Annotated in this window: 24 protein-coding genes and 1 pseudogene; 18 read left to right on the top strand and 7 right to left on the bottom strand. The window is 55.0% G+C overall.

Annotated elements, in window-relative coordinates; genetic code table 11:
- The first annotated feature begins 398 nt into the window (after positions 1-398).
- The 14 genes and pseudogenes from GJ746_RS01980 (at position 399) to GJ746_RS01915 (ending at position 10001) form a co-directional block, all read left to right on the top strand.
- Entirely contained in the window at positions 399-734 is a 336-nt protein-coding gene (locus GJ746_RS01980; protein WP_154678702.1) for a zinc ribbon domain-containing protein YjdM, read from the top strand.
- A 192-nt stretch (positions 735-926) separates the two neighbouring features.
- Complete coding sequence (yjdN, locus tag GJ746_RS01975) at positions 927-1361, top strand: VOC family metalloprotein YjdN (RefSeq protein WP_154678701.1); 435 nt, start codon at positions 927-929, stop codon at positions 1359-1361.
- Positions 1362-1564: 203 nt separating this feature from the next.
- Complete coding sequence (gene phnF / locus GJ746_RS01970; protein ID WP_154678700.1) at positions 1565-2290, top strand: phosphonate metabolism transcriptional regulator PhnF; 726 nt, start codon at positions 1565-1567, stop codon at positions 2288-2290.
- Positions 2291-2743 carry a phosphonate C-P lyase system protein PhnG gene (gene phnG / locus GJ746_RS01965; protein WP_154678699.1) on the top strand — a complete coding sequence of 151 codons (453 nt, stop codon included), beginning with the start codon at positions 2291-2293 and terminating at the stop codon, positions 2741-2743.
- Positions 2740-3324: a phosphonate C-P lyase system protein PhnH gene (phnH, locus tag GJ746_RS01960; protein WP_154678698.1), complete on the top strand. Its 585-nt coding sequence runs from the start codon at positions 2740-2742 to the stop codon at positions 3322-3324. Before phnG ends, phnH begins: the two co-directional genes overlap by 4 nt.
- A complete protein-coding gene (locus tag GJ746_RS01955; protein ID WP_154678697.1) occupies positions 3324-4388 on the top strand; it encodes a carbon-phosphorus lyase complex subunit PhnI in 1065 nt (354 codons plus the stop codon). The genes phnH and GJ746_RS01955 overlap by 1 nt, the downstream gene beginning before the upstream one ends.
- On the top strand, positions 4381-5229 hold the full coding sequence (locus GJ746_RS01950; RefSeq protein ID WP_154678696.1) for an alpha-D-ribose 1-methylphosphonate 5-phosphate C-P-lyase PhnJ: 849 nt from the start codon (positions 4381-4383) through the stop codon (positions 5227-5229). Before GJ746_RS01955 ends, GJ746_RS01950 begins: the two co-directional genes overlap by 8 nt.
- Entirely contained in the window at positions 5226-5984 is a 759-nt protein-coding gene (phnK, locus tag GJ746_RS01945; protein ID WP_154678695.1) for a phosphonate C-P lyase system protein PhnK, read from the top strand. Before GJ746_RS01950 ends, phnK begins: the two co-directional genes overlap by 4 nt.
- 48 nt (positions 5985-6032) lie before the next feature.
- Positions 6033-6143: pseudogene (locus GJ746_RS01940) on the top strand (hypothetical protein); the annotation flags it as partial.
- A 161-nt stretch (positions 6144-6304) separates the two neighbouring features.
- A complete protein-coding gene (gene phnL, locus GJ746_RS01935; protein WP_154678694.1) occupies positions 6305-6991 on the top strand; it encodes a phosphonate C-P lyase system protein PhnL in 687 nt (228 codons plus the stop codon).
- Complete coding sequence (gene phnM, locus GJ746_RS01930; protein WP_154678693.1) at positions 6988-8124, top strand: alpha-D-ribose 1-methylphosphonate 5-triphosphate diphosphatase; 1137 nt, start codon at positions 6988-6990, stop codon at positions 8122-8124. Before phnL ends, phnM begins: the two co-directional genes overlap by 4 nt.
- Positions 8124-8687 carry a ribose 1,5-bisphosphokinase gene (phnN, locus tag GJ746_RS01925; protein WP_154678692.1) on the top strand — a complete coding sequence of 188 codons (564 nt, stop codon included), beginning with the start codon at positions 8124-8126 and terminating at the stop codon, positions 8685-8687. The genes phnM and phnN overlap by 1 nt, the downstream gene beginning before the upstream one ends.
- A 14-nt stretch (positions 8688-8701) precedes the next feature.
- Positions 8702-9460: a phosphonate metabolism protein PhnP gene (gene phnP, locus GJ746_RS01920; RefSeq protein WP_154678691.1), complete on the top strand. Its 759-nt coding sequence runs from the start codon at positions 8702-8704 to the stop codon at positions 9458-9460.
- A gap of 70 nt (positions 9461-9530) precedes the next feature.
- Complete coding sequence (locus GJ746_RS01915; RefSeq protein ID WP_154678690.1) at positions 9531-10001, top strand: hypothetical protein; 471 nt, start codon at positions 9531-9533, stop codon at positions 9999-10001.
- 84 nt (positions 10002-10085) lie between these two features.
- On the opposite strand, the gene GJ746_RS01910 is transcribed toward GJ746_RS01915, so the two are convergent.
- From GJ746_RS01910 to rpiB, 7 genes are all read right to left on the bottom strand, one after another.
- The gene (locus tag GJ746_RS01910) at positions 10086-11375 is read right to left on the bottom strand and encodes a type 1 fimbrial protein (RefSeq protein WP_154678689.1); all 1290 of its coding nucleotides are present in this window, start codon (positions 11373-11375) and stop codon (positions 10086-10088) included.
- A 143-nt stretch (positions 11376-11518) separates the two neighbouring features.
- Positions 11519-14038 (bottom strand): fimbria/pilus outer membrane usher protein, encoded by a 2520-nt coding sequence (locus GJ746_RS01905; RefSeq protein ID WP_195908783.1) that lies wholly within the window; start codon positions 14036-14038, stop codon positions 11519-11521.
- Positions 14039-14078: 40 nt separating this feature from the next.
- A complete protein-coding gene (locus tag GJ746_RS01900; protein ID WP_154678687.1) occupies positions 14079-14783 on the bottom strand; it encodes a molecular chaperone in 705 nt (234 codons plus the stop codon).
- Between the two features lie 67 nt (positions 14784-14850).
- Positions 14851-15405, bottom strand: a complete 555-nt coding sequence (locus tag GJ746_RS01895) for a fimbrial protein (RefSeq protein ID WP_154678686.1) — start codon at positions 15403-15405, stop codon at positions 14851-14853.
- 265 nt (positions 15406-15670) lie between these two features.
- Complete coding sequence (locus GJ746_RS01890; RefSeq protein WP_154678685.1) at positions 15671-16219, bottom strand: hypothetical protein; 549 nt, start codon at positions 16217-16219, stop codon at positions 15671-15673.
- Between the two features lie 913 nt (positions 16220-17132).
- Positions 17133-17462: a DDRRRQL repeat protein YjdP gene (gene yjdP, locus GJ746_RS01885; protein WP_154678684.1), complete on the bottom strand. Its 330-nt coding sequence runs from the start codon at positions 17460-17462 to the stop codon at positions 17133-17135.
- Positions 17463-17531: 69 nt separating this feature from the next.
- Entirely contained in the window at positions 17532-17981 is a 450-nt protein-coding gene (rpiB, locus tag GJ746_RS01880) for a bifunctional allose-6-phosphate isomerase/ribose-5-phosphate isomerase RpiB (RefSeq protein WP_154678683.1), read from the bottom strand.
- A gap of 360 nt (positions 17982-18341) precedes the next feature.
- Here rpiB and GJ746_RS01875 point away from each other — a divergent pair, with 360 nt between their 5' ends.
- From GJ746_RS01875 to alsC, 4 genes are all read left to right on the top strand, one after another.
- Positions 18342-19229: a MurR/RpiR family transcriptional regulator gene (locus GJ746_RS01875; protein ID WP_154678682.1), complete on the top strand. Its 888-nt coding sequence runs from the start codon at positions 18342-18344 to the stop codon at positions 19227-19229.
- 174 nt (positions 19230-19403) lie between these two features.
- Positions 19404-20339: a D-allose transporter substrate-binding protein gene (gene alsB, locus GJ746_RS01870; protein ID WP_154678681.1), complete on the top strand. Its 936-nt coding sequence runs from the start codon at positions 19404-19406 to the stop codon at positions 20337-20339.
- 83 nt (positions 20340-20422) lie between these two features.
- A complete protein-coding gene (gene alsA, locus GJ746_RS01865) occupies positions 20423-21955 on the top strand; it encodes a D-allose ABC transporter ATP-binding protein AlsA (protein ID WP_154678680.1) in 1533 nt (510 codons plus the stop codon).
- A complete protein-coding gene (gene alsC, locus GJ746_RS01860; protein ID WP_154678679.1) occupies positions 21934-22914 on the top strand; it encodes a D-allose ABC transporter permease in 981 nt (326 codons plus the stop codon). The genes alsA and alsC overlap by 22 nt, the downstream gene beginning before the upstream one ends.

The raw sequence follows: 22914 nt of genomic DNA, 5'->3' as shown, positions 1-22914 counted from the left end.
CGTACAACCGAACCTGTTGACGCCTGCTCTGGCCATAATGAATATCTGCTGTCGCTGATAATTCTGATGAATTTGCGATCTCGCCTTTTTACCCTAACAGCGTTTAAATTTGGGATCAACTTCACAAAAATTTACCTACCTTTAAACAGAGTCAATCAGAACCAATAAGTTCAATGAATATTGGAACTTAACGATATAATTCCGGAAATATCTGGCGAGTTTTTATGGAAATAACACCGTAAAGCCCCACCATATATATTCCCTTTCATCGCCCCCATCCGTCATAAAAAAGGCCCGACAAAAGTGCGGGATTGCGCTATAATCAGCGTTACTTTCGGCTATCAGCCGCTATTTAATGGACCAACGTCCTGTTTTTCCCAGTAATCGCGAGGAACGCTATGCAACTGCCACACTGCCCAAAATGCCATTCTGAATACACATACGAAGATAACGGCATGTATATCTGCCCGGAATGCGCCCATGAATGGAACAATGCTGAGCCAGCTGATGATAATGACGCGTTGATTGTCAAAGATGCCAACGGCAATTTACTGGCCGACGGCGACAGCGTCACCGTAGTAAAAGATCTGAAGGTTAAAGGCAGCTCTTCTATGCTAAAAATCGGTACTAAAGTTAAAAATATCCGCCTGGTTGAAGGCGATCATAATATTGACTGCAAAATTGATGGTTTTGGCCCGATGAAGCTAAAATCCGAATTTGTTAAAAAGAACTAATTTATTCCCCCGACGCCTGTCGTCGGGCGGAAATATATTTTCCGGTAAATTAATCTGAAAAATGGTGGTTATTCCCGGGCTTATCCTCTCTTTATCCGGGCCACGGCCTGCCGCCATCCTCGTCTGCCGCCTGGCTTAATTCTGTAATCCCCTTCTACGCTTAATGGGACATTCTTTACCTGAGGTAATGCTATGCCTTTAAGTCCCTATATCGCTTTTAGCGGCAACTGCTCTGCAGCTATCGCTTTCTATCAGCAGGCGCTGGGCGCTGAGCTCATCCAGAAAATCACCTGGGGCGAAATGCCGCAGAACGCCCAGGACGCAGAGGATGGCTGCTCTTCCGGCCAGCATCTGACGGCCGACGGCATCGCGCACGCCAGCCTGCGCATCGCGGAAAGCGTCCTGATGCTCAGCGATAGCCCCTCCAGTAAAATGGAGCACTACGCCGGATTTACCCTCGTGCTGGACCCGAAAGACATTACCGAGGGTAAAGGCTGGTTTGATGGCCTCGCCGACGGCGGACAAATTGAGATCCCCTGGCAGGAAACCTTCTGGGCTCACGGCTTTGGTAAAGTCATCGACCGCTTTGGCGTGCCGTGGATGGTGAACGTGGTGAAAGAGCCCTGACGCGTCCGTTTCTCCTCTCTCTTCGGGAGAGCGCTGGGGCGAGGGGGCCAGCACCCGCATATCCCCCTCCCCCGTCATCTTCCTGGCATCAACTCTTCATCCTCCGGTCATCATCATTTAACCAAAACGTAACAAAAAAGCGTCAGGATCGACCCCACGCTCAGAGGGAAACACTTTCCCGACTTTAGTGAGGCTCGATTGACATGTACTTATCCAGACATCCGACCAGTTATCCAACGCGGTATCAGGAAATTGCCGCCAGACTGGAGCAAGAGCTTCGCCACCACTACCGCTGCGGCGACTATCTTCCTGCCGAACAGCAGCTGGCGACCCGCTTTGAAGTTAATCGCCATACTCTGCGCCGGGCTATCGATCAGCTCGTCGAACGCGGCTGGGTCCAGCGCCGTCAGGGCGTCGGCGTGCTGGTGCTGATGCGTCCTGTTGATTATCCGCTCAATGCCCAGGCGCGCTTTAGCCAGAACCTTCTTGAACAGGGTAGCCATCCGACCAGCGAGAAGCTGCTGTCGGTTCTGCGTCCGGCCAGCCGCCACGTCGCTGAAGCCTTTGCCATTAACGAAGGCGACAATGTGATTCATCTGCGCACCCTGCGCCGCGTTAACGGCGTCGCTCTGTGCCTGATAGACCATTACTTTGCCGACCTGCGCCTGTGGCCGGAGCTGCAAACCTTTACCCACGGCTCTCTCCATGACCTGCTGCGCGACCGGCTTGATATCGAACTGACCCGCGTGCGCACCAAAATCAGCGCCCGCCGCGCGCAGGCAAAAGAGAGCAACATTCTCGGCATTCCCAATATGGCGCCGCTGCTGTGCGTGCGCACTCTGAATCATCGTCAGGGCGAACAGAGCGCGACGGAATATTCCGTCAGCCTGGCCCGCGCCGACATGATTGAATTCACCATGGAGCACTGAATGCACTTCGATACCGCCATCCGCCAGCGCTGGATGTCCGTGCTGGCCCACTGTGAACCACAAGAACTCGCGGCGCGGATGCAAATGCTAAAGCTCGCGCCGCAGTATGAGCTCATTCGCGCCCCGGAAACCGGTCTGGTCCAGCTGCAGGCGCGCATGGGCGGCATCGGCGACCGATTCTTCGCCGGAGACGCCACCTTAACCCGCGCGGCTATTCGCCTGGCCGACGGCACGCTCGGCTATAGCTGGATTTTGGGACGCGATCGTTCCCACGCCGAACGCTGCGCGGTCATTGATGCCCTGATGCTGTCGCCAGACCATTTTCACACCCTGATGGAAACCCTGATAACCCCGCTGGAAGAACAACGTAACGCGCGCATTGAAGCCCGACGCGCCGAAGTCAGCGCCAGCCGGGTCGACTTCTTTACTCTGGTTCGCGGAGATAACGCATGACCTTACAACCCGCCTTTCCACTGGCTGTGCACGACGCCCAGCACAGCTTCCGCCGCCTGCTAAAAGCGATGAGCGAGCCGGGAGTGATTGTCTCCCTGCAGCAGCTCCAGCACGGCTGGCAGCCGCTGAACATCGCCTCCACCAGCCTGTTGCTGACGCTGGTAGATCACGACACCCCGGTCTGGCTGGCTCCGACGCTGCATAACGACCTGGTCGGTCAGAATCTGCGTTTTCACACCGGCGCACCGCTGGTTGAGCAGCCGCAGCAGGCAACTTTCGCCGTCGCCAGCGACAGCATCAGCGCCGGGCAGCTGAACGTCCTTTCCACCGGTACCGTCGTGGCCCCGGAAACTGGCGTCACGCTGGTGGTCCAGCTTGCCAGCCTGAGCGGCGGCCGCATGCTGCGGTTGACCGGCGCGGGCATCGCCGAAGAGCGGATGATCGCCCCGCAGCTGCCGGAATGCATTATCGAAGAATTGACCGAGCGCCCGCACCCGTTCCCGCTGGGCATCGACCTGATCCTGACCTGCGGCGACCGCCTGCTGGCTATCCCGCGCACCACCCATGTCGAGGTCTGCTAATGTACGTCGCCGTCAAAGGTGGGGAGAAGGCGATTGCCGCCGCTCACGCCCTACAGGAACAGAAACGCCGAGGCGATGGACGGCTTCCTGAAATCAGCGTTGAACAAATTGCCCTGCAGCTCAACCTGGCGGTGGATCGGGTAATGACCGAAGGCGGCATCGCCGACCGGGAGCTGGCGGCACTGGCGCTAAAGCAGGCCAGCGGCGATAGCGTTGAAGCGATTTTTCTACTGCGCGCTTACCGCACCACCCTGCAAAGGCTGGCGGTTAGCGAACCCATCAACACTGCCGGTATGCGCCTCGAGCGCCGTATTTCGGCTGTCTACAAAGATATCCCCGGCGGCCAGATGCTCGGCCCAACCTACGATTACACCCATCGTCTGCTTGATTTTACCCTACTGGCTAACGGCGAAACGCCGCCGCTGGCGGTCGATAGCGCACCGCAGGAAGCCACGCCGCACGTCTTTAACCTGCTCGTCCAGCAGGGGCTGGCAAAAGCGGAGCAGGATACCAACGCCCGGCCCGACGATATCACCCGCCAGCCGCCGGTTTATCCCTGTTCGCGCTCGTCGCGCCTGCAGCAGCTGGTGCGCGGCGACGAGGGCTACCTGCTGGCGCTGGCCTACTCCACCCAGCGCGGCTACGGGCGCAACCATCCGTTTGCCGGGGAAATTCGCAGCGGCTACGTGGCGGTAGAAATTACCCCCGAAGAGCTGGGATTCAGCATCAATATCGGTGAACTGCTGATGACCGAATGCGAAATGGTCAACGGTTTTGTCGCCCCTCAGGACGAGCCGCCGCACTTTACCCGCGGCTACGGTCTGACGTTTGGCATGAGCGAGCGCAAAGCGATGGCGATGGCGCTGGTTGACCGCGCGCTACAGGCGCCGGAGTACGGCGAAGAGATAGCTGGCCCGGCCCAGGATGAAGAGTTTGTGCTGGCTCATGCCGATAACGTCGAGGCGGCCGGATTCGTTTCGCACCTCAAGCTTCCCCACTATGTCGATTTCCAGGCCGAACTGGCGCTGCTCAAACGTCTGCAACGGGAGAATCAACGTGGCTAATGCCCTGACCGGCTACAACTTTGCTTATCTCGACGAGCAAACCAAACGTATGATCCGCCGCGCCATCCTCAAAGCGGTGGCCATCCCCGGCTACCAGGTACCGTTCGGCGGCCGCGAGATGCCGATGCCCTACGGTTGGGGTACCGGCGGTATTCAGCTTACCGCCAGCCTCATCGGCGAAAATGACGTGCTGAAGGTCATCGACCAGGGCGCCGACGACACCACCAACGCGGTGTCGATTCGCGAGTTTTTCAAGCGCGTTACCGGCGTCGCCACCACCGAGCGCACCGAAGACGCCACGCTGATCCAGACCCGCCACCGGATCCCGGAAACGCCGCTGGTGGAAGATCAGATCCTGATCTTCCAGGTACCGATCCCGGAGCCGCTGCGCTTTATTGAACCGCGCGAAACCGAAACCCGCACCATGCACGCGCTGGAGGAGTACGGCGTGATGCAGGTAAAGCTGTACGAAGATATCGCCCGTTTTGGCCATATCGCCACCACCTACGCCTATCCGGTGAAGGTGAACGGCCGCTATGTGATGGACCCTTCACCGATTCCCAAATTCGATAACCCGAAGATGCATATGATGCCCGCATTACAGCTGTTCGGCGCCGGTCGCGAAAAACGCATCTATGCGGTGCCGCCATATACCCCGGTGGAGAGCCTCGATTTCGACGACCACCCGTTTACCGTCCAGGAGTGGGAAGAACCCTGCGCCATTTGCGGCTCGCGCCACAGCTATCTCGACGAAGTGGTGCTCGATGACAGCGGCAAGCGGATGTTTGTCTGCTCCGATACCGACTATTGCCGTCAGCAAAGCGAGGAGCGGAAAAAATGAGTCATCCGTTACTGGCGGTCAATAATCTGACCCACCTCTACGCGCCGGGCAAAGGCTTCAGCGACGTGTCGTTTGAGCTGTGGCCGGGGGAAGTGCTGGGTATCGTCGGCGAATCCGGCTCCGGGAAAACCACCCTCCTGCAGGCGATTTCTGCCCGCCTGACGCCGCAGCAGGGCGAAGTGCGCTATCAAAATCGTTCGCTATACGCGATGAACGAAGCGGATCGCCGTCGCCTGCTGCGCACCGAATGGGGCGTGGTGCATCAACATCCGATGGACGGCCTGCGCCGTCAGGTGTCGGCGGGCGGCAATATCGGCGAGCGACTGATGGCTACCGGCGCTCGCCATTACGGCGATATTCGCGCCACCGCTGAACAGTGGTTGCAGGAGGTGGAGATCCCGCCGTCACGTATTGACGATCTACCGACCACCTTTTCCGGCGGCATGCAGCAGCGTTTGCAAATCGCCCGCAACCTGGTGACCCAGCCGAAGCTGGTGTTTATGGATGAACCTACCGGCGGGCTGGACGTGTCGGTGCAGGCGCGCCTGCTCGATCTGCTGCGCGGCCTGGTGGTGGAGCTCAATCTGGCGGTGGTGATTGTGACCCACGACCTCGGCGTTGCCCGCCTGCTGGCTAACCGTCTGCTGGTGATGAAACAAGGACAGGTGGTGGAAAGCGGCTTAACCGACCGGGTGCTTGACGATCCCCATCATCCCTACACCCAACTGCTGGTGTCGTCGGTGTTGCAGAACTGAGCGGATATCCACTCCCCGGTCGCGCTGCGCTTACCGGGGCTACGGGTGCTGGTGATGAAACAAGGACAGGTGGTGGAAAGCGGCTTAACCGACCGGGTGCTTGACGATCCTCATCATCCCTACACCCAGCTGCTGGTGTCGTCGGTGTTGCAGAACTGAGCGGATATCCACTCCCCGGTCGCGCTGCGCTTACCGGGGCTACGGGTGCCGGGCCGCCTCCGGGAATCCCCGCTCGCGCTGCGTGAGGTTAATGTATCAGGTAGCCCGGATGAGGCGTTTACGCCGCGATCCGGGGAAATTCAGGCACAATGAGGCTACAAATGAACGCTATCCGCGTTGAAAACATCCATAAAACCTTCGTTCTGCACCAGCAGCACGGCGTACGCCTGCCGGTACTCGCCGACGCCTCGCTGACCGTTAACGCCGGCGAATGCGTGGTGCTGCACGGCCACTCCGGCAGCGGAAAATCGACCCTGCTGCGTTCGCTGTACGCCAACTACCTGCCCGATAGCGGCCATATTCATATCCGCCACGGCGAAGAATGGGTCGACCTGGTCACCACTACGCCGCGTAAAGTGCTGGAGGTGCGTAAAACCACCATCGGCTGGGTCAGCCAGTTTCTGCGGGCGATCCCGCGTATCTCCGCTCTTGATATCGTCATGCAGCCGCTGCTTGAGCTGGGCATCCCGCGCGAAGAGAGCGCCGCGAAAGCTGCCCGCCTGCTGACGCGCCTGAACGTCCCTGAACGCCTGTGGCACCTGGCTCCTTCAACCTTTTCCGGCGGCGAACAGCAGCGGGTCAATATCGCCCGCGGCTTCGCAGTCGACTACCCGATTTTGCTCCTCGACGAACCTACTGCCTCGCTGGACGCCAAAAACAGCGCTGCGGTGGTGGCGCTGATTCACGAAGCCAAAGCGCGCGGCGCGGCGATCGTCGGCATTTTTCACGACGAGGCAACGCGTCACCAGGTCGCCGATCGCCTGCACCAGATGGGAATTTCAGCATGATTATCAATAACGTAAAGCTGGTCCTCGAAGACGAGACGATCAACGGCTCGCTGGAAGTGCAGGACGGCAGGATTTCGGCTTTTGCCGAAAGCCAGAGCCGGCTGGCGGAGGCCATTGACGGCGAGGGCGGCTGGCTGCTGCCGGGGCTTATTGAGCTGCATACCGACAACCTGGATAAGTTTTTTACCCCGCGCCCCAAAGTGGACTGGCCCGCCCATTCGGCGATGAGCAGCCACGACGCGCTGACTATCGCCAGCGGTATCACCACCGTGCTGGATGCCGTCGCCATTGGCGACGTTCGTGACGGCGGCGACCGTCTGGAAAATCTGGAAAAAATGATCAATGCCGTGGAAGAGACGCAAAAGCGCGGTCTTAACCGCGCCGAACACAGGCTGCATCTGCGCTGCGAGCTGCCGCATCACACCACTCTGCCGCTGTTTGAAAAACTGGTAGGCCGCGAGCCGGTGACCCTGGTCTCCCTGATGGATCACTCCCCGGGCCAGCGTCAGTACGCCGATCGCAGCAAATATCGCGACTACTACCAGGGAAAATATCATCTGACCAACGAAGAGATGGATAAATTCGAAGAGGAGCAGATGGCGCTGGCGGCAGCCTGGTCGCAGCCCAACCGGCAGAGTATTGCCGCGATATGCCGCGAACGGAATATCGCGCTGGCCAGCCACGACGACGCCACTCATGAACATGTGATCGAATCGCATCAGCTTGGCAGCGCGATCGCTGAATTTCCTACCACCCTTGCTGCAGCAGAAGCATCGCGCCAGCACGGGATGAGCATTCTGATGGGGGCGCCGAATATCGTACGCGGCGGTTCGCACTCCGGTAACGTCGCCGCCCACCAACTGGCGACCAGCGGCCTGCTGGATATTCTCTCCTCCGACTATTATCCCGCCAGCCTGCTGGATGCCGCTTTCCGCATCGCCGACGACGAGGGCAACGCCTTTACCCTCGCGCAGGCCATTCGTCTAGTGAGTAAAAACCCGGCGCAGGCGCTGGGGCTGCACGACCGCGGGGCAATTGCCGAAGGTAAACGGGCGGATCTGGTTCTGGCGCATCGACGCGGCGAACATATCCATATTGATAACGTCTGGCGGCAAGGTAAGAGGGTCTTCTGATGGCAGGGAAACTGATTTGGCTGGTCGGCCCTTCCGGTTCCGGCAAAGATAGCCTACTGGCGGCGCTGCGCCAGCGGGAGCATCCTCAGCTGCTGGTGGCGCACCGCTATATTACCCGTCCGCACAACGCGGGCTGCGAAAATCATATCGCCCTTAGCGAACATGAGTTTTTCACCCGCGCCGAACAGCATCTGTTTGCCCTGAGCTGGCACGCTAACAACAATTACTACGGCATTGGCCTGGAGATTGATTTGTGGCTGCATGCCGGATTCGACGTGGTCGCTAACGGTTCCCGCGCCCATCTGGCGCAGGCAAAAGCACGCTATGCCGACGCCCTGTTGCCCATCTGTTTACAGGTCTCGCCGGAGGTATTACGGCAGCGCCTGGTGCGTCGCGGGCGAGAGAACGAAGCGGAGATTGCCCAGCGGCTGGAGCGCGCGGCGCGCTATACGCCAGGCGCGTGCCTGATGCTTAATAACGATGGTCACCTGAACCAGTCGGTAGATGAACTGGTTTCGCTGATTCGCGTTCACGGCAACCGACGCGAACAGCAGCCAGCCTGATTCAAGGAGAAAGTATGAGCCTGACCATCCGCTTAACCGGGACCGGCGGCGCGCAGCTGGTACCGGTTTTCGGCTGCGACTGCCCCGCCTGCGGTCGCGCCCGCGCCAATGATGCGTATCGCCGTCGCCCCTGTAGCGCGGTGGTCAAGTTCAACAGCGCGGTAACGCTGCTTGATGCCGGGTTGCCGGATCTGATGGACCAGTGGCCCACCGGTAGCTTTCAGCAGTTTCTGCTCACCCATTACCATATGGATCACGTTCAGGGGTTGTTCCCTTTGCGCTGGGGCGTGGGCGACCCGATTGCGGTATACGGTCCCCCCGATGAACAGGGCTGTGACGACCTGTTTAAACATCCGGGTCTGCTCGATTTCAGCCATACCGTCGAGCCGTTTGTGATGTTTGAACTCCAGGGATTACGCGTTACGCCGCTGCCGCTGAACCACTCAAAGCTCACTTTCGGCTATCTGCTGGAATCAGCCCATAGCCGGATTGCCTGGCTGTCGGACACCGCCGGTCTGCCGGAAAAAACGCTGAAATTCCTGCTTAACAATCAGCCGCAGGTTATCATCATCGACTGTAGCCACGAGCCGCGCCTGCAGCCGCCGCGCAACCACTGCGATCTGAACACTGTGCGGACCATTAACCAGGCGATCGGCTGCCCGCGGGTGATCCTCACCCATATCAGCCACCGCTTCGACGCCTGGATGATGGACAATTGTTTGCCTGCGGGATTTGAGGCGGGATTTGACGGGATGGAGATTGTGGTGGATTAACGAAACTTCATCGTCTCTTCACTGAGTGCCATTATCCTTCCCGCAGACTCAACAATCTGAAGGGAATCATATGACAACACCACGACGAGTTATTCATCACGCCTGCTGGTTTGCATTGCTGGGGCCATGCGTAGGCATTGTGGTGGCGATAATGTCAATCGTCGCCATCGCACTGCAGTATCATGAGTCGCCGGACGGTTTTCTTGCACATCTTGCCGCTATACTGCCGATCTTGCTCCTCGTGACATGGTTAATCGGCGCTATCCCTGCGTTATTAACCGGTATCGCCGTCGCCAGTCTGCCGACGGGCATCTACACGTCACGTTACTGGCGCACTCTCGCCAGCGCGGCGATTGGCCTGATAATTAGCGTGGCTATCGTGATAGTAAACGTTGTGATTTTCACTGATAGAAATCTTATGTACTTTATTCTGCGTGAAGAGATTTTTCGGGTGGTTGCTGGCGCTGGTCTGCTTGCCGGTCTGCTTATGGGGTTAATCATTCCCCGACTTCCGCCGCGTGCCGTTTCACATGCTCGCTAATATCCGCGGCGGGCTAATCAATCTTCCCGCAGAAACACGCTTTCCCGCGTTAATCCTTAAGAGATAACGCGGGATATATTTTCGTTAATTGTAGGTGATCGTAAATTCTACCGCGGAATCCGCTCTGCCCGCCGTCATAGCGGAGCTTCCGGTGGACAAGACGTAACGCGCTTTCAGAGGAATGGAATAGTTGGCGACGCTGTTTAGTAAATTCAGGCCGCTGTTTACCGCGACATTAAATAATCCCATCTGTATTAGATTGACATTTGACTGATTCTGAATCTCCACGCAAACCCCGCCTGCGGCATCCTCCGTGGGAGCAATCTTTGCGCACGCTGCACCGTTATAAGCATTCGTATTGCCATAAACGGGGGTAAGCAGCATCTTAATAGTATTCGCGGTAAGCGCGCCTATAACAATATTATCGTCGCCATTCCAGGTGGAGGACGGTACACTGGTATTATTTTGAACGGTGTAGAAACCAAACATCGGCGGACAGTTATTCAATTCAATGGCAAAATCCACCCACGGCGTATTCCTCATATTTTCCGTCAACTTATGCGTTCCCATCGCCACATTGACATCGGGCGTCTGACAGGTTCCGGATACCACATTAATGGAGCCGGACTCTATAATTAAGCGAGCACTGTAGTCCCTGGTCACTTCTGGCCCCGAGGCGTTATTCGGAAACTCAGAATGCACAGTCACTGGCGGAACAGAGATCGGGATAGACCAGGTGCCGGCGGGGATTTCTCCCGTCTTTACTAAATAGAGATACACCTTAAGAGCAGTGGCCACTAAAGTTACGGGAGATGACCAGCCAGAACCCGAAGCATTACTTCTGACGATGGTAAAAGGATATTCTTGATTCTCTCCCGCAGAAATGACAAGGCCTATCCCGGGTACGCCAGTATCATAAACATTCTTATTACCCCATGTACCGACAGGTGCTGGCAAAGACCCTTCCATATTATGGACAAAGTTTAGCGTTAGCGGGCCCTGATCGCCATCAGTACGAACGCAGCCTCTAATACCCATATTAGCCCCTGTATCCGGGTTTGAAATATTCTGGCTCCACAGCACAGTACCGATTGGGCTGTTCCTGAGTGCCGTGACCTGTATACCGTCAAGAAGGAGTGGTACATGATAATCGACATAGGTCGTGCGCCCTGACCAGTTCGAGGCACAATCTATTGCGGCAAGCGCCCTGCCCGGCAGCAGCGACAACAACAGCAACGACACGAGAGAAAACATGATCCCGTGTTTTACGCTGAAATCATCCCGCCGTTCGCCCGTCATCCCTGCCCGTTGCTTTCCTGATAACGCCCGCGACACGCCGGCGATATAAGAACAATATTTCTTCAGCCTGTTCATTCAATTCTCGTTCCCTGTTCTGTACGTTTTATGAGAATGCTGACGGCAGTATCCACACGCGATAGATCAACAGGCGCGGTTCCCTTCTGTTGTCAGCGTCCCGCGCTTGTCCGCATTCTCTTCACTGTTCAGTTTTACCGGACTCAGTCGGCTATCGCCCGGCACTGCGCGGTAACCGCGGTGGTTTCACCGTTTCTGGCGGCCGGAGGTAACCGGTAAGTCAGGCGGCAGCGCTCGTCTGCCGCTTCGCCCCAGCGGATAAACAGCTGCCCCTCATCGGCCTCCACGCGGGCAAAGATACGTTTATTCTGCCCCACCACGCCCACCACGTTATTGCCCGCATCCAGGACGTTCGCCCCGAACGGCACCTCCGGCCCCCCGGCGAGGGAGATCAGTACCGGCCGCCCCTGCGTCGTGCCAAACGACAGCTTCACCACCGCGCCGCGGTACGGCGACACCTTCTGGCTGGTCTCGTCCAGCTCCGTTTCCTCCGGGATCCCCTTCGGATCGATGCTGATTTCATTGAGCTGGTAGGCATTCAGGTACGGCACCAGCGCGTAGCCCCGGCCGTCCACTCTGATGCCGGAATAGCCGCTCACCGTCGCGCCCTCCGCGCCTTTCGCTTCGACCAGCGCCTGGGTTTCGCCGGTGTACGGGCTCAGCGTCAGACCGCCGCTGTGCAGCACCGCCGCTCCGCTCATCCCCAGCGAGTAGTTGTGATAATGTTTCCCGCTGCCGCCAAAGGCCTGCAGGGTGGTATAGCGGGTACGCAGCGAGGTGCTGCCGTTGACGCTGGTATTACCGCCTTTACTGGCATTCGCCCCGCTCAGGCTGTAGCTGAGCGATTTATCCTCCAGCGCCGAGCCGCTGAGCGTCGCCTGCTCCCGCACGACGCCGCCGGGGTCGTGGTTCAGGTTCACGCTCATCTGGCGGAACGGACTGCCACCGCCCAGCGGGATCGTCAGGTTCAGCATATAGCGGTTTTCAAAATCGCCGCTGCCGTTGCGGCTGCGGCTGGCGCTCAGGCTGTAGCTGACCCGCCCCATCTGGTTCGAATACCCCAGCTGGTACTGACGGTCGCTGTCGTCCCGGTTCCAGTAGTTCTGCTGGTACGCGCTTAACCAGAAACTCCCCCAGCCCTGCGGCAGGCTCTGGCTCGCGGTGATCCCCAGCCGGCTTTTGGGCCGCTGAAGAGACTCAGTCAGCCCGGACTGGTTCTGGCTGTCCCGCAGCTGCATCGCCGTCATGTAATCCAGGTAGCCGTCGGTCGAAAAGCGGTAGGCCGCGACGCTGATATTGCTCCCCGACTGCGCGATAAACTTGCTGTATTTCAGCTGATAGCTCTGGCCGCTCATGCTGCGGCCGTGCCCGTCCACCGGCTTTTCCAGCGCGGTCCGGGCGTGGGTCACGTCGAGGGAAAAGGCCCCCACCGGCGTGCCCACCGCGGCACCCAGCTGCCCGGCCTGGTAATCCTCATTGCCCTGCAGCCCGGCGTAGCCGGTAAACAGGTTGCTCAGCCCGCGGCGGAAAGTGAACTCCCCCAGCCAGGGCTCGCTGCTGACCCACCCCTGGCGCAGTTTCCCCAGCGTGGCGCTGTAGTGGTTCGTCCCCGGACGCAGCAGGTTACTGGTGGAGGCAAACGGCACCGTCTGTTTGTGTACGCTGCCATCGGACTCCTGCACTTCCACCTCCAGGTCGCCGCCGTAGCCGGTGGGGTACAGATCGTTAATCTCAAACGGGCCCGGCGGCACGGTGGTTTCATACAGCAGCCGTCCCTGCTGGCGAATTTGCACCCGGGCGTTACTGGTTGCCGTCCCGCGGATCAGCGGCGCGTAGCCGCGCTGCGAGTCCGGCAGCATCTGCTCTTCGTTCGCCAGCTGCACACCGCGAAAGGCCAGGGTGTCAAACAGCTCCCCGGTGGTACTGGTGTCGCCGAGCGTCAGGCGTCCCTGGATCTGCGGAATATCCCGCTGGACATAGGTGTTGAGCGTCTGGTAGTGGCTGCCGGTCTCGTCCCGCCAGCTCCAGCTGCCGTTGTGACGGAAGAACCAGCCGCCGATATTGACCCCGCCGGCCAGGCCGGTATAGGCGCTGTCAGCACTGCCGGAGCGGCTTTCGTTGCGGTAGTAGCTGGCGCTGTAGCTCAGCAGCCCGGCGGTGATCCCTTTGTCCCACATCGCCGGGTTGACATAGCCCCGGGGGTGGCGCACCAGATACAGCGCCGGGATCTCCAGCTCGAGCCGCTGCTCGCCGCTGTCAAACTCGACCTTCGCCTGCGGTATCACCGCCTGAATGCCCAGGCAGTCGTGCGCATTGCTGTTCGCCAGCAGCGCCTGCGCCTCAGGGCTCAGCCTGTCGATATCGAGATCGATGTCGAGCAGGGCCCGGGGAGTGAGGCAGATTTCACTGCGCCGTTCAGGCGGGCGGAGCGCGACGGTAATATCTTTCACGCCCCGGGACGCGCCGTTGACATACATTTCTGCCCGGTACACCCCGGGCTCAGCCTGGTTCTGCTCATAGCGGCTGAGATCCAGTTTCTGCTGGCTGCCCCGGCTCATAAACACGGTTTCAAACTCCACCGTCTCCCCGGCATACAGCGGGGCGCAGAACAGGGCAATCGCACAGGCAACCGGCCGGCGAATAAACGGGGCAAAGGGTTTCATCGACAACTCCATTTTGTAAACCATTCCTGAACGGCGAGTCTTATTTCCCTGCAATATCAAATGGTCGCAGAGCACCGTAGTCGTTAATGATTACCGGGTAAAATTTTGTGACGGATTTATTCAGGGTAAAGGTCTGCGTGCCGCCCGGGGCCATCATGCCGCCCTCGGAGATCGGTTTGTCTCCTTTATCATCTTCCGCAAGCCAGGCGACAGTAATGTGGAACGGCGTCGGATTACGGGCGGTGACCTGGTTACCGGAACGGGTCCAGACCACTTTTGATGGCGCCTCGGTGGCCGCGTTCCTGGACAGCCCGGCAGGGCGGAAAAAGATCTTCAGCCGCGAACGAAACGCCATCTGCAGCCGGTTCTGTTTATCGGGATTCGCCACTTTAGGCGGGACTTCCAGCACGTTCAGATAGAAAACGGACTCTTTGTCCTGCGGGAGGGCCTCGCCGGTATAGCGCAGGCGCAGGGTCTGGCCGCGGCCAGCATTGACGCGGTTAATCGGCGGAGTCAGGACAAACGGCGCCTTCGCGGTTTCCGGGGTGGACTTCGGGTCGCCGGAGTCCACCCAGGCCTGGATGAGTACCGGACCCGAACCGTTGTTGTTCATTTTGACCGACACCTCTTTCTCGGCTGCCGGGTAGATAACCCGCGTACCGGTAATGACGATTGCGCTGTGTGCCGGCAGTGCGAGGCCGGCCAGCAGGAGAAGAAGCAGTCGGGAAAAAAGTGGGAGCTTCATAGAGTTCATTCCTGAAAACCGGCAGCGTTCCCGATGCCGGCGATATTAACGGGTAATAGCGGACGTCTTACTGGTAGTCGATGCTGAAGTTGACGGCGCTTTCTACCAGACCCGGCGTGGTGGCGCCGGTCGCGTAGTACTCCACGGAGTACGGCAGCACGGTTGACCCGCTGGAGATATCAAAACGCGTGGTGTTGACGATCTGATCGGAGTTACCCACCTTGATTTTAGTGCTGGTCTGCTGATCGAGCAGCTGCAGCTGTACGTTGGTTGCCGCAGTCGCCGCCGCAGCGGTGTTGATCAGGTTATAGCTGTTAAAATCAACGGTAGAGCCATTCTCAAAGTAAGCTGCCGCGGTGTTGGTCGCCGTCACGCCCTGGCAGTTCTCCAGGCCGATGGTAAAGCCGGTGGTACCGGTCGTCTGACCCGCAGACGCCAGATTACTAACGCTGACTGTCGGCAGGGTCACCAGCGCCGGAGAAGGCTGGCCGTCAACGGTGATGTCACAGGTAGTTGCAACCAGCTCGCCTTCAAAATTGATGGTGCCGTCTGCCGCCATAGCAGAAGAAGCAAAGCACGCGGAGGCGATAACAGCAGAAAGAGCAAGTTTGTTGAATTTCATTTTAAAACTCCATTTATTAATAAAACGCTTATCTCTCATCCTTTAATGAAAGATAAGTTCCATCACCGTGAAATTAATGTCTTCCGGACAAACCTTCATCCGCAACGAATAAAAGTTCACCACTGTCAGATAAGATCAATTTCATCAGGTAAATCAAATAATTGAACAGGAAGATACCGATAGATTTATCACGCTACGCCACCGGTAATAATATCGTATTAAACCAACTGAAATTAAGAGAAAGTAAAAACCATCGCCTGAATACTCAGATCGGCACTTTCATACTCAGTATATCCCGGCACAATAATATCCCGACGGAATTACAGTTCAGCAGACCATACTCACGAAATATATTCTGCTTAATGCGATAAACAGACTTTATCGGTATTCCCACCTCCCCTGAAAGGCGGGAAGCCGATTTACCATTACAGAGGTCTTCAAACATTCTCAACGTCTTACAGGAGACCTCACCGCGATAAATCACCGAACGCACAGCCTTTTGCATAACCGCCAGAAAAGCTTCAATACTAATGTTCTTGGGCAATAGCCAGGGAAAGTAATCCAATCGTGACGGAATCATCGGGATATCCATTATCACAATTAAACGACACCGTAAAAGCATTGGATTTTTAATTATTCGACTTCGCTGAAGTACATTATTCACAACGACAACGACCACATCACCCGGTTGTGGAAAAAATAGTTTACTTTCTTCATTAATATTATGAAAAAAAGACTTAACATCTTTTTTATCATACAAGATCCGAACGCTGGACATAAAGAAGCTATCATCAGATATAAAATGATAATTCATGATAAGTGGATCTCCTTTTCCTCCCCGATGTATGTGAATCAGATTCAATAATGGGAAAATAAACCAATTCCTTTAAGTAGGAGAATTAAAACATTGAGAAAAAAATATTGGTAATCGTTTAAATCTAACGAATGAAACCAATTGATAGGAATTGACTATTGTTTACTTTCGATTCTTCGCCGCTAACTATCATAAATAATTCTAAATTATTCAGTAAGTTAACAAAGGAAGCGCTTTTTTAAGAATTTTCCATATGCAGCTAAGTTAAAGAAAAGATGAAAGAAATTTACATGAGAGCATAAAAATTAAAAAAAATTACTCTGCTTCAAAGTTGAAAATTCTGTTAATCAAAATAGTTTTAGATTATTTATTTGATAATATAAAACATTGCAGTTTAAATGATTGGTGATACGATTTAAAAACAGGTGGCTTAAAATCCTGAAAATCGCGACACATTATTTCTTTAGCAATGAATCCTTAACTGAATAAGGATTAATTTTAAGATGATTCCCTTTATTGAAAGGAATATTCTCCGGTTAAATAACAATTTAATTACAAATGACCTATTTAAAAGAATGAATTTGTTTTGGAAAGTGTGATGAGCATCATAATATGCAAGGAAAAGATGCAATTTTTGCGGACTACAGCAGGCTATGATCAATGAGATACAGTCAAAAAAATGGCACTAAAAATTCTGCTGATGACAAAAACAGATGTTCAAAAACAAATTACACACATATTTTTTGTGGTTATTGCGGTGACGAATTTCATTTATTGAAAAGAAGTTGGTAAGGATAAAAATTAGTATCTTAATAATAACGATATATCGATTGATGCTCTCCTTGACCTCTATATGTTCATTACGGCGTACTTCCGGTCAGGTTCTATGACGAATCATCCCCGCCTTGCTCTGTCAGTAATCATCATTCAGGCGCCGCCAGTCGTTGTCTAATTGCCGACGATCGCTATCCAGCTGGCGTTGACGCTCATCAAGCTGACGGCGTCGATCTTCAAGCTGGCGCCGCCTGTCGTCATAACGCTGCTGGCGATCGTCATTTTGCCGCCGATTATCCTGATAGCGACCGTCATCATAATCATCATCCGAGCGGCTCTCGTCGGGATGGTAAGCATCATTAATGGCCTGCTGAATATTGCCGATCGCGTCGTCAATAATATCAGCGTGCGCCAGCTGGCTGGCGAGGGAGAGAGTGCAGAAAAGCAAAGCGCTAGAATAATGTTTCATAAAGCCAGTCTCATCGTTGGGCTGGCTTTACGTTAATCAAGGAAGGGAACAACGAGTAGCGGAGGAATCTCAAATCCTCTGCTGTTCAAGCGCACCGATTGCATCCACCCGCCCCTGATGGCGTCCGCCTTCAAATTGAGCGCCCAGCCAGGCATCAACAATCATTTTTGCCAGCTCCAGGCCGATAACTCGTGCGCCAAAGGCCAGAATGTTGGTGTCATTGTGCTGCCGTGAAAGCTGCGCGGAGTAAGGCTCGCTGCACACAACGGCACGAATACCGGGATGTTTATTCGCGGCAATTGAGATACCGATACCGGTGCCACAGATAAGGAGCCCACCGTCAACCTCGCCGGCGACAACGGCCTGAGCGACGGCGCTGGCGTAGCGCGGATAATCGGTACGCTCCGTAGACCAGGTTCCTTTATCCACCACTTCAATGCCGCGCTGACGCAGATGTGACACAATGTCGTCTTTGAGGATGAAACCGACGTGATCGCAGCCAATTGCAATCCTTTTCATACTTAGCCTCGCCTGTTAGTAACTTTACAAATATAAATGAGTTGTGATTTTAACGCCCCAAAACGCGGAAAATTACGCCGAAATCACGCCATGCAGGGTCCTTTCTACATGCTGAGATTTCACAAATCAAGGCATAAGCGTTATCTATAGCGGCGTGAAAATTTATTCCCACGCTCGAGAAAAAATCATAACGCAATGATATTTATGCTTTTTTATGAAAAAAACACATTCAGCACCCTGAATTTAATTCACAAAAATAAAAACTTTATAAATAAATTAATTTTGTGAAGTAAGCGACATCTTTTCTGTTCAGGCTGTGGTGATATAGTGTCGTCTTCATTTTATGGACAAGAGAAAGCGATGAGTCAGTCAGAATCCAGTTCGCTCCCTAACGGCATCGGCCTTGCCCCCTGGCTTCGTATGAAGCAGGAAGGCATGACCGAAAACGAGAGTCGTATCGTCGAATGGTTGCTTACCCCCGGCAATCTTAGCGATGCGCCGGCTATCAAAGACGTCGCGGAGGCGCTGTCAGTATCAGAAGCCATGATCGTTAAGGTTTCTAAGCTGCTTGGTTTTAGCGGTTTTCGTAACCTGCGCAGCGCGCTGGAGGCGTACTTTTCGCAATCAGAGCAGGTGTTACCGGCCGAGCTCTCGTTTGATGAAGCGCCGCAGGATGTGGTGAATAAGGTGTTTAACATCACCCTGCGCACCATTATGGAAGGCCAGTCGATCGTTAACGTCGATGAAATTCATCGCGCGGCGCGCTTCTTTGCCCAGGCTAACCAGCGCGATCTGTACGGCGCGGGCGGCTCTAACGCCATCTGCGCCGACGTGCAGCATAAGTTTTTACGCATTGGCGTGCGCTGCCAGGCATATCCGGACGCGCATATCATGATGATGTCCGCCTCGCTGCTGAAGGAAGGCGACGTCGTGCTGGTGGTCTCGCATTCCGGGCGCACCAGCGACATTAAATCGGCGGTGGAACTTGCTAAAAAGAACGGAGCAAAAATTATTTGTATTACACATAGCTATCATTCGCCGATAGCCAAATTAGCTGATTTTATTATTTGTTCGCCAGCACCAGAGACGCCTTTATTAGGCCGTAACGCCTCGGCGCGTATACTACAACTCACATTATTAGATGCTTTCTTCGTTTCCGTTGCCCAGCTCAATATCGAACAAGCGAATTTAAATATGCAAAAAACCGGCGCGATTGTTAATTTTTTTTCACCAGGCGCGCTTAAGTAAAGACTCGTCATACTTCAAGCCACAGATGCGTTGGCTACGCTCGTTTGCCCCAGTCACATAGTTATCTATGTTCCTGGGGACTTACTCCCTTGCCGCCTTTCTGTGACTTGAATTATTTAGAGTATTAATAATTTGCTCCTGTCACAGGAGTCACCCTACACCGAGAATACTGCTATGAATAAATATCTGAAAATTTTCAGCGGCACGCTCATGGGCGTAATGTTATCCACCAGCGCCTTTGCCGCCGCCGATTATGCTGTGGTATTAAAAACATTATCCAATCCTTTTTGGGTTGATATGAAAAAGGGAATTGAAGACGAAGCTAAAACGCTGGGGGTAAGCGTCGATATTTTTGCCTCCCCTTCAGAAGGGGATTTCCAGTCACAGCTGCAGCTATTTGAGGATCTGAGCAACAAAAACTATAAAGGCATCGCCTTTGCGCCGCTCTCCTCTGTAAACCTGGTGATGCCGGTGGCTAAGGCATGGAAAAAGGGTATCTATCTGGTCAACCTCGATGAAAAAATCGATATGGATAACCTGAAGAAAGCCGGCGGCAACGTGGAAGCTTTTGTCACCACCGATAACGTGGCGGTAGGAGCGAAAGGCGCGGAGTTTATCATCGACAGACTGGGCGCAGAAGGCGGCGAAGTCGCGATTATTGAAGGCAAAGCGGGCAACGCGTCCGGTGAAGCCCGCCGCAGCGGCGCCACCGAGACGTTTAAAAAAGCGAGCCAGATCAAGCTGGTTGCCAGCCAGCCTGCCGACTGGGACCGTATTAAAGCGCTGGATGTTGCCACTAACGTGCTGCAGCGTAACCCGAACGTTAAAGCGATTTACTGCGCTAACGACACTATGGCTATGGGCGTCGCTCAGGCCGTCGCCAACGCCGGCAAAACCGGCAAAGTTCTGGTTGTCGGTACCGACGGAATTCCGGAAGCTCGCAAAATGGTCGAAGCCGGACAGATGACCGCCACTATTGCACAGAATCCGGCGGATATCGGCGCAACGGGTCTTAAGCTGATGGTCGATGCCGAGAAGAGCGGTAAAGTGATCCCGCTGGATAAAGCCCCGGAATTTAAGCTGGTGGATTCCATTCTGGTGACCAAATAACGCTGTTAATTCCCTCCCCCTAACCCTCTTCTTTTGGAAGAAGGTTAGGGAACATCGCGCAGAGGTAATAAAGGAAATTCTCTATGCTCACGCCATATATTTCAATGGCGGGGATCGGCAAATCCTTTGGCCCGGTTCACGCATTAAAATCGGTTGATTTAGCTATTTACCCGCACGAAATACATGCGTTATTAGGGGAAAATGGTGCCGGTAAATCAACGCTGATGAAAGTTCTGTCGGGAATACATGAACCGACCAAAGGCACCATTACCATTAATGACGTCGAATATGACAAGCTGGACCATAAATTAGCGGCCCAGCTCGGCATCGGAATTATTTATCAGGAACTCAGCGTCATTGATGAATTAACGGTACTGGAGAATTTATATATTGGCCGTCATCTGACGAAAAAAGTTTGCGGCGTCAATATTATCGACTGGCGAGAAATGCGCGTGCGCGCGGCAATGATGCTGCTGCGCGTCGGACTAAAAGTCGATTTAGATGAAAAGGTGGCGAATCTCTCTATCAGCCATAAGCAGATGCTGGAGATCGCCAAGACGCTAATGCTCGACGCCAAAGTTTTGATCATGGATGAACCCACCTCCTCACTGACCAATAAAGAGGTGGATTACCTGTTCCTGATCATGAACCAGCTGCGTAAAGAGGGCACCGCCATCGTGTATATCTCGCACAAGCTGGCGGAAATTCGCCGTATCTGTGACCGCTATACGGTCATGAAAGACGGTAGCAGCGTCTGCAGCGGAATGGTCAGCGAAGTGAATAACGACGACATCGTACGTCTGATGGTCGGTCGCGAGCTGCAAAACCGCTTCAACGTTATGAAAGAGAGCACCGGCAATATCGCCCGCGAGACGGTGTTCGAAGTAAAGAACGTCACCAGCCACGACAAGAAAAAGGTACGCGACATCTCGTTTAGCGTTAATCGCGGCGAAATTCTCGGTTTTGCCGGACTGGTCGGCTCCGGACGTACCGAACTGATGGACTGCCTGTTTGGCGTGGATAAACGTAGCAGCGGTGAAATTCGTCTTAACGGCAAAGCGATCTCCCCGCGCTCGCCGCTGGACGCCTTAAAGAAAGGCATGGGCTATATCACCGAAAGCCGCAGGGAAAACGGCTTTTTCCCCAATTTTTCCATCGCTCAGAATATGGCGGTAAGCCAGAGCCTGAAGCGTGGCGGATATAAAGGGGCCATGGGGCTATTTCGCGAAGGGGATGAACATAAAACGGCGGAAGAGCAGCGCAGGCTGCTGGCGCTGAAGTGTCATTCAGTTAATCAGAACATTACCGAACTTTCGGGCGGTAACCAGCAGAAGGTACTGATTTCCAAATGGTTATGCTGCAACCCCGAAGTCATTATTTTTGATGAACCGACGCGCGGCATCGACGTTGGCGCGAAAGCTGAAATTTATAAAGTGATGCGCCAGCTGGCCGATGACGGAAAAGTCATCCTGATGGTGTCATCCGAACTACCTGAAATTATTGCCGTCTGCGACCGCATCGCCGTGTTCTGCGAAGGGCGGCTGACGCAAATCCTGGCCAATCGCGACGACATGAGCGAAGAGGAGATTATGGCATGGGCACTACCACAAGAGTGAAAGGCGACATGGACGAGAAAAAACCGTTTAACTTCGCGCTGTTCTGGGATAAATACGGCACCTTTTTTATCCTTGCCATCATCGTCGCGATTTTCGGTACCCTATCGTCAGAGTACTTCCTGACGACCAACAACATTACGCAGATCTTTGTCCAGAGTTCGGTCACCGTGCTGATCGGCATGGGCGAGTTCTTCGCGATCCTCGTCGCCGGGATCGACCTGTCGGTCGGGGCGATCCTCGCGCTCTCCGGGATGGTCACCGCCAAGCTGATGCTGGCGGGCGTTGACCCGTTCCTTGCGGCGCTGATCGGCGGCGTGCTGGTCGGCGGCGCGCTGGGCGCCATCAACGGCTGCCTGGTCAACTGGACCGGCCTGCACCCGTTCATTATCACGCTTGGCACCAACGCCATCTTCCGCGGCATTACGCTGGTTATCTCTGACGCTAACTCGGTGTATGGATTCTCGTTTGATTTCGTGAACTTCTTCGCCGCAACGCCGCTGGGTATCCCGGTACCGGTGATCTTCTCGCTGATTGTGGCGGTGATCCTGTGGTTCCTGACCACCCGTATGCGCGTCGGCCGCAATATTTACGCGCTGGGCGGTAACAAGAACTCCGCTTTCTACTCCGGTATCGACGTCAAATTCCACATGCTGCTGGTGTTCATTATTTCCGGCATTTGCGCGGGGCTGGCGGGAGTGGTCTCTACCGCGCGCCTTGGTGCAGCGGAACCGCTGGCGGGAATGGGCTTTGAAACCTACGCCATCGCCAGCGCCATCATCGGCGGCACCAGCTTCTTCGGCGGCAAAGGACGCATCTTCTCGGTGGTCATCGGCGGCCTGATTATCGGCACCATCAACAACGGGTTGAACATTCTGCAGGTACAAACCTACTACCAGCTGGTGGTAATGGGCGGATTAATCATCGCGGCTGTCGCCCTCGACCGTCTTATCAGTAAGTAA

The organism is Klebsiella oxytoca (genome assembly GCF_009707385.1).
In the GTDB taxonomy this organism is placed as follows: Bacteria; Pseudomonadota; Gammaproteobacteria; order Enterobacterales; family Enterobacteriaceae; genus Klebsiella; species Klebsiella oxytoca_C.
This window is presented reverse-complemented; position numbering and strand designations above follow the sequence as displayed.

Coding starts and splice junctions, on each gene's coding strand:
- GJ746_RS01980 (WP_154678702.1), top strand. CDS start 399: ATGCAACTGCCACACTGCCCAAAATGCCATTCTGAATACACATACGAA.
- yjdN (WP_154678701.1), top strand. CDS start 927: ATGCCTTTAAGTCCCTATATCGCTTTTAGCGGCAACTGCTCTGCAGCT.
- phnF (WP_154678700.1), top strand. CDS start 1,565: ATGTACTTATCCAGACATCCGACCAGTTATCCAACGCGGTATCAGGAA.
- phnG (WP_154678699.1), top strand. CDS start 2,291: ATGCACTTCGATACCGCCATCCGCCAGCGCTGGATGTCCGTGCTGGCC.
- phnH (WP_154678698.1), top strand. CDS start 2,740: ATGACCTTACAACCCGCCTTTCCACTGGCTGTGCACGACGCCCAGCAC.
- GJ746_RS01955 (WP_154678697.1), top strand. CDS start 3,324: ATGTACGTCGCCGTCAAAGGTGGGGAGAAGGCGATTGCCGCCGCTCAC.
- phnK (WP_154678695.1), top strand. CDS start 5,226: ATGAGTCATCCGTTACTGGCGGTCAATAATCTGACCCACCTCTACGCG.
- phnL (WP_154678694.1), top strand. CDS start 6,305: ATGAACGCTATCCGCGTTGAAAACATCCATAAAACCTTCGTTCTGCAC.
- phnM (WP_154678693.1), top strand. CDS start 6,988: ATGATTATCAATAACGTAAAGCTGGTCCTCGAAGACGAGACGATCAAC.
- phnN (WP_154678692.1), top strand. CDS start 8,124: ATGGCAGGGAAACTGATTTGGCTGGTCGGCCCTTCCGGTTCCGGCAAA.
- phnP (WP_154678691.1), top strand. CDS start 8,702: ATGAGCCTGACCATCCGCTTAACCGGGACCGGCGGCGCGCAGCTGGTA.
- GJ746_RS01915 (WP_154678690.1), top strand. CDS start 9,531: ATGACAACACCACGACGAGTTATTCATCACGCCTGCTGGTTTGCATTG.
- GJ746_RS01910 (WP_154678689.1), bottom strand. CDS start 11,375: ATGAACAGGCTGAAGAAATATTGTTCTTATATCGCCGGCGTGTCGCGG.
- GJ746_RS01905 (WP_195908783.1), bottom strand. CDS start 14,038: ATGAAACCCTTTGCCCCGTTTATTCGCCGGCCGGTTGCCTGTGCGATT.
- GJ746_RS01900 (WP_154678687.1), bottom strand. CDS start 14,783: ATGAAGCTCCCACTTTTTTCCCGACTGCTTCTTCTCCTGCTGGCCGGC.
- GJ746_RS01895 (WP_154678686.1), bottom strand. CDS start 15,405: ATGAAATTCAACAAACTTGCTCTTTCTGCTGTTATCGCCTCCGCGTGC.
- GJ746_RS01890 (WP_154678685.1), bottom strand. CDS start 16,219: ATGAATTATCATTTTATATCTGATGATAGCTTCTTTATGTCCAGCGTT.
- yjdP (WP_154678684.1), bottom strand. CDS start 17,462: ATGAAACATTATTCTAGCGCTTTGCTTTTCTGCACTCTCTCCCTCGCC.
- rpiB (WP_154678683.1), bottom strand. CDS start 17,981: ATGAAAAGGATTGCAATTGGCTGCGATCACGTCGGTTTCATCCTCAAA.
- GJ746_RS01875 (WP_154678682.1), top strand. CDS start 18,342: ATGAGTCAGTCAGAATCCAGTTCGCTCCCTAACGGCATCGGCCTTGCC.
- alsB (WP_154678681.1), top strand. CDS start 19,404: ATGAATAAATATCTGAAAATTTTCAGCGGCACGCTCATGGGCGTAATG.
- alsA (WP_154678680.1), top strand. CDS start 20,423: ATGCTCACGCCATATATTTCAATGGCGGGGATCGGCAAATCCTTTGGC.
- alsC (WP_154678679.1), top strand. CDS start 21,934: ATGGGCACTACCACAAGAGTGAAAGGCGACATGGACGAGAAAAAACCG.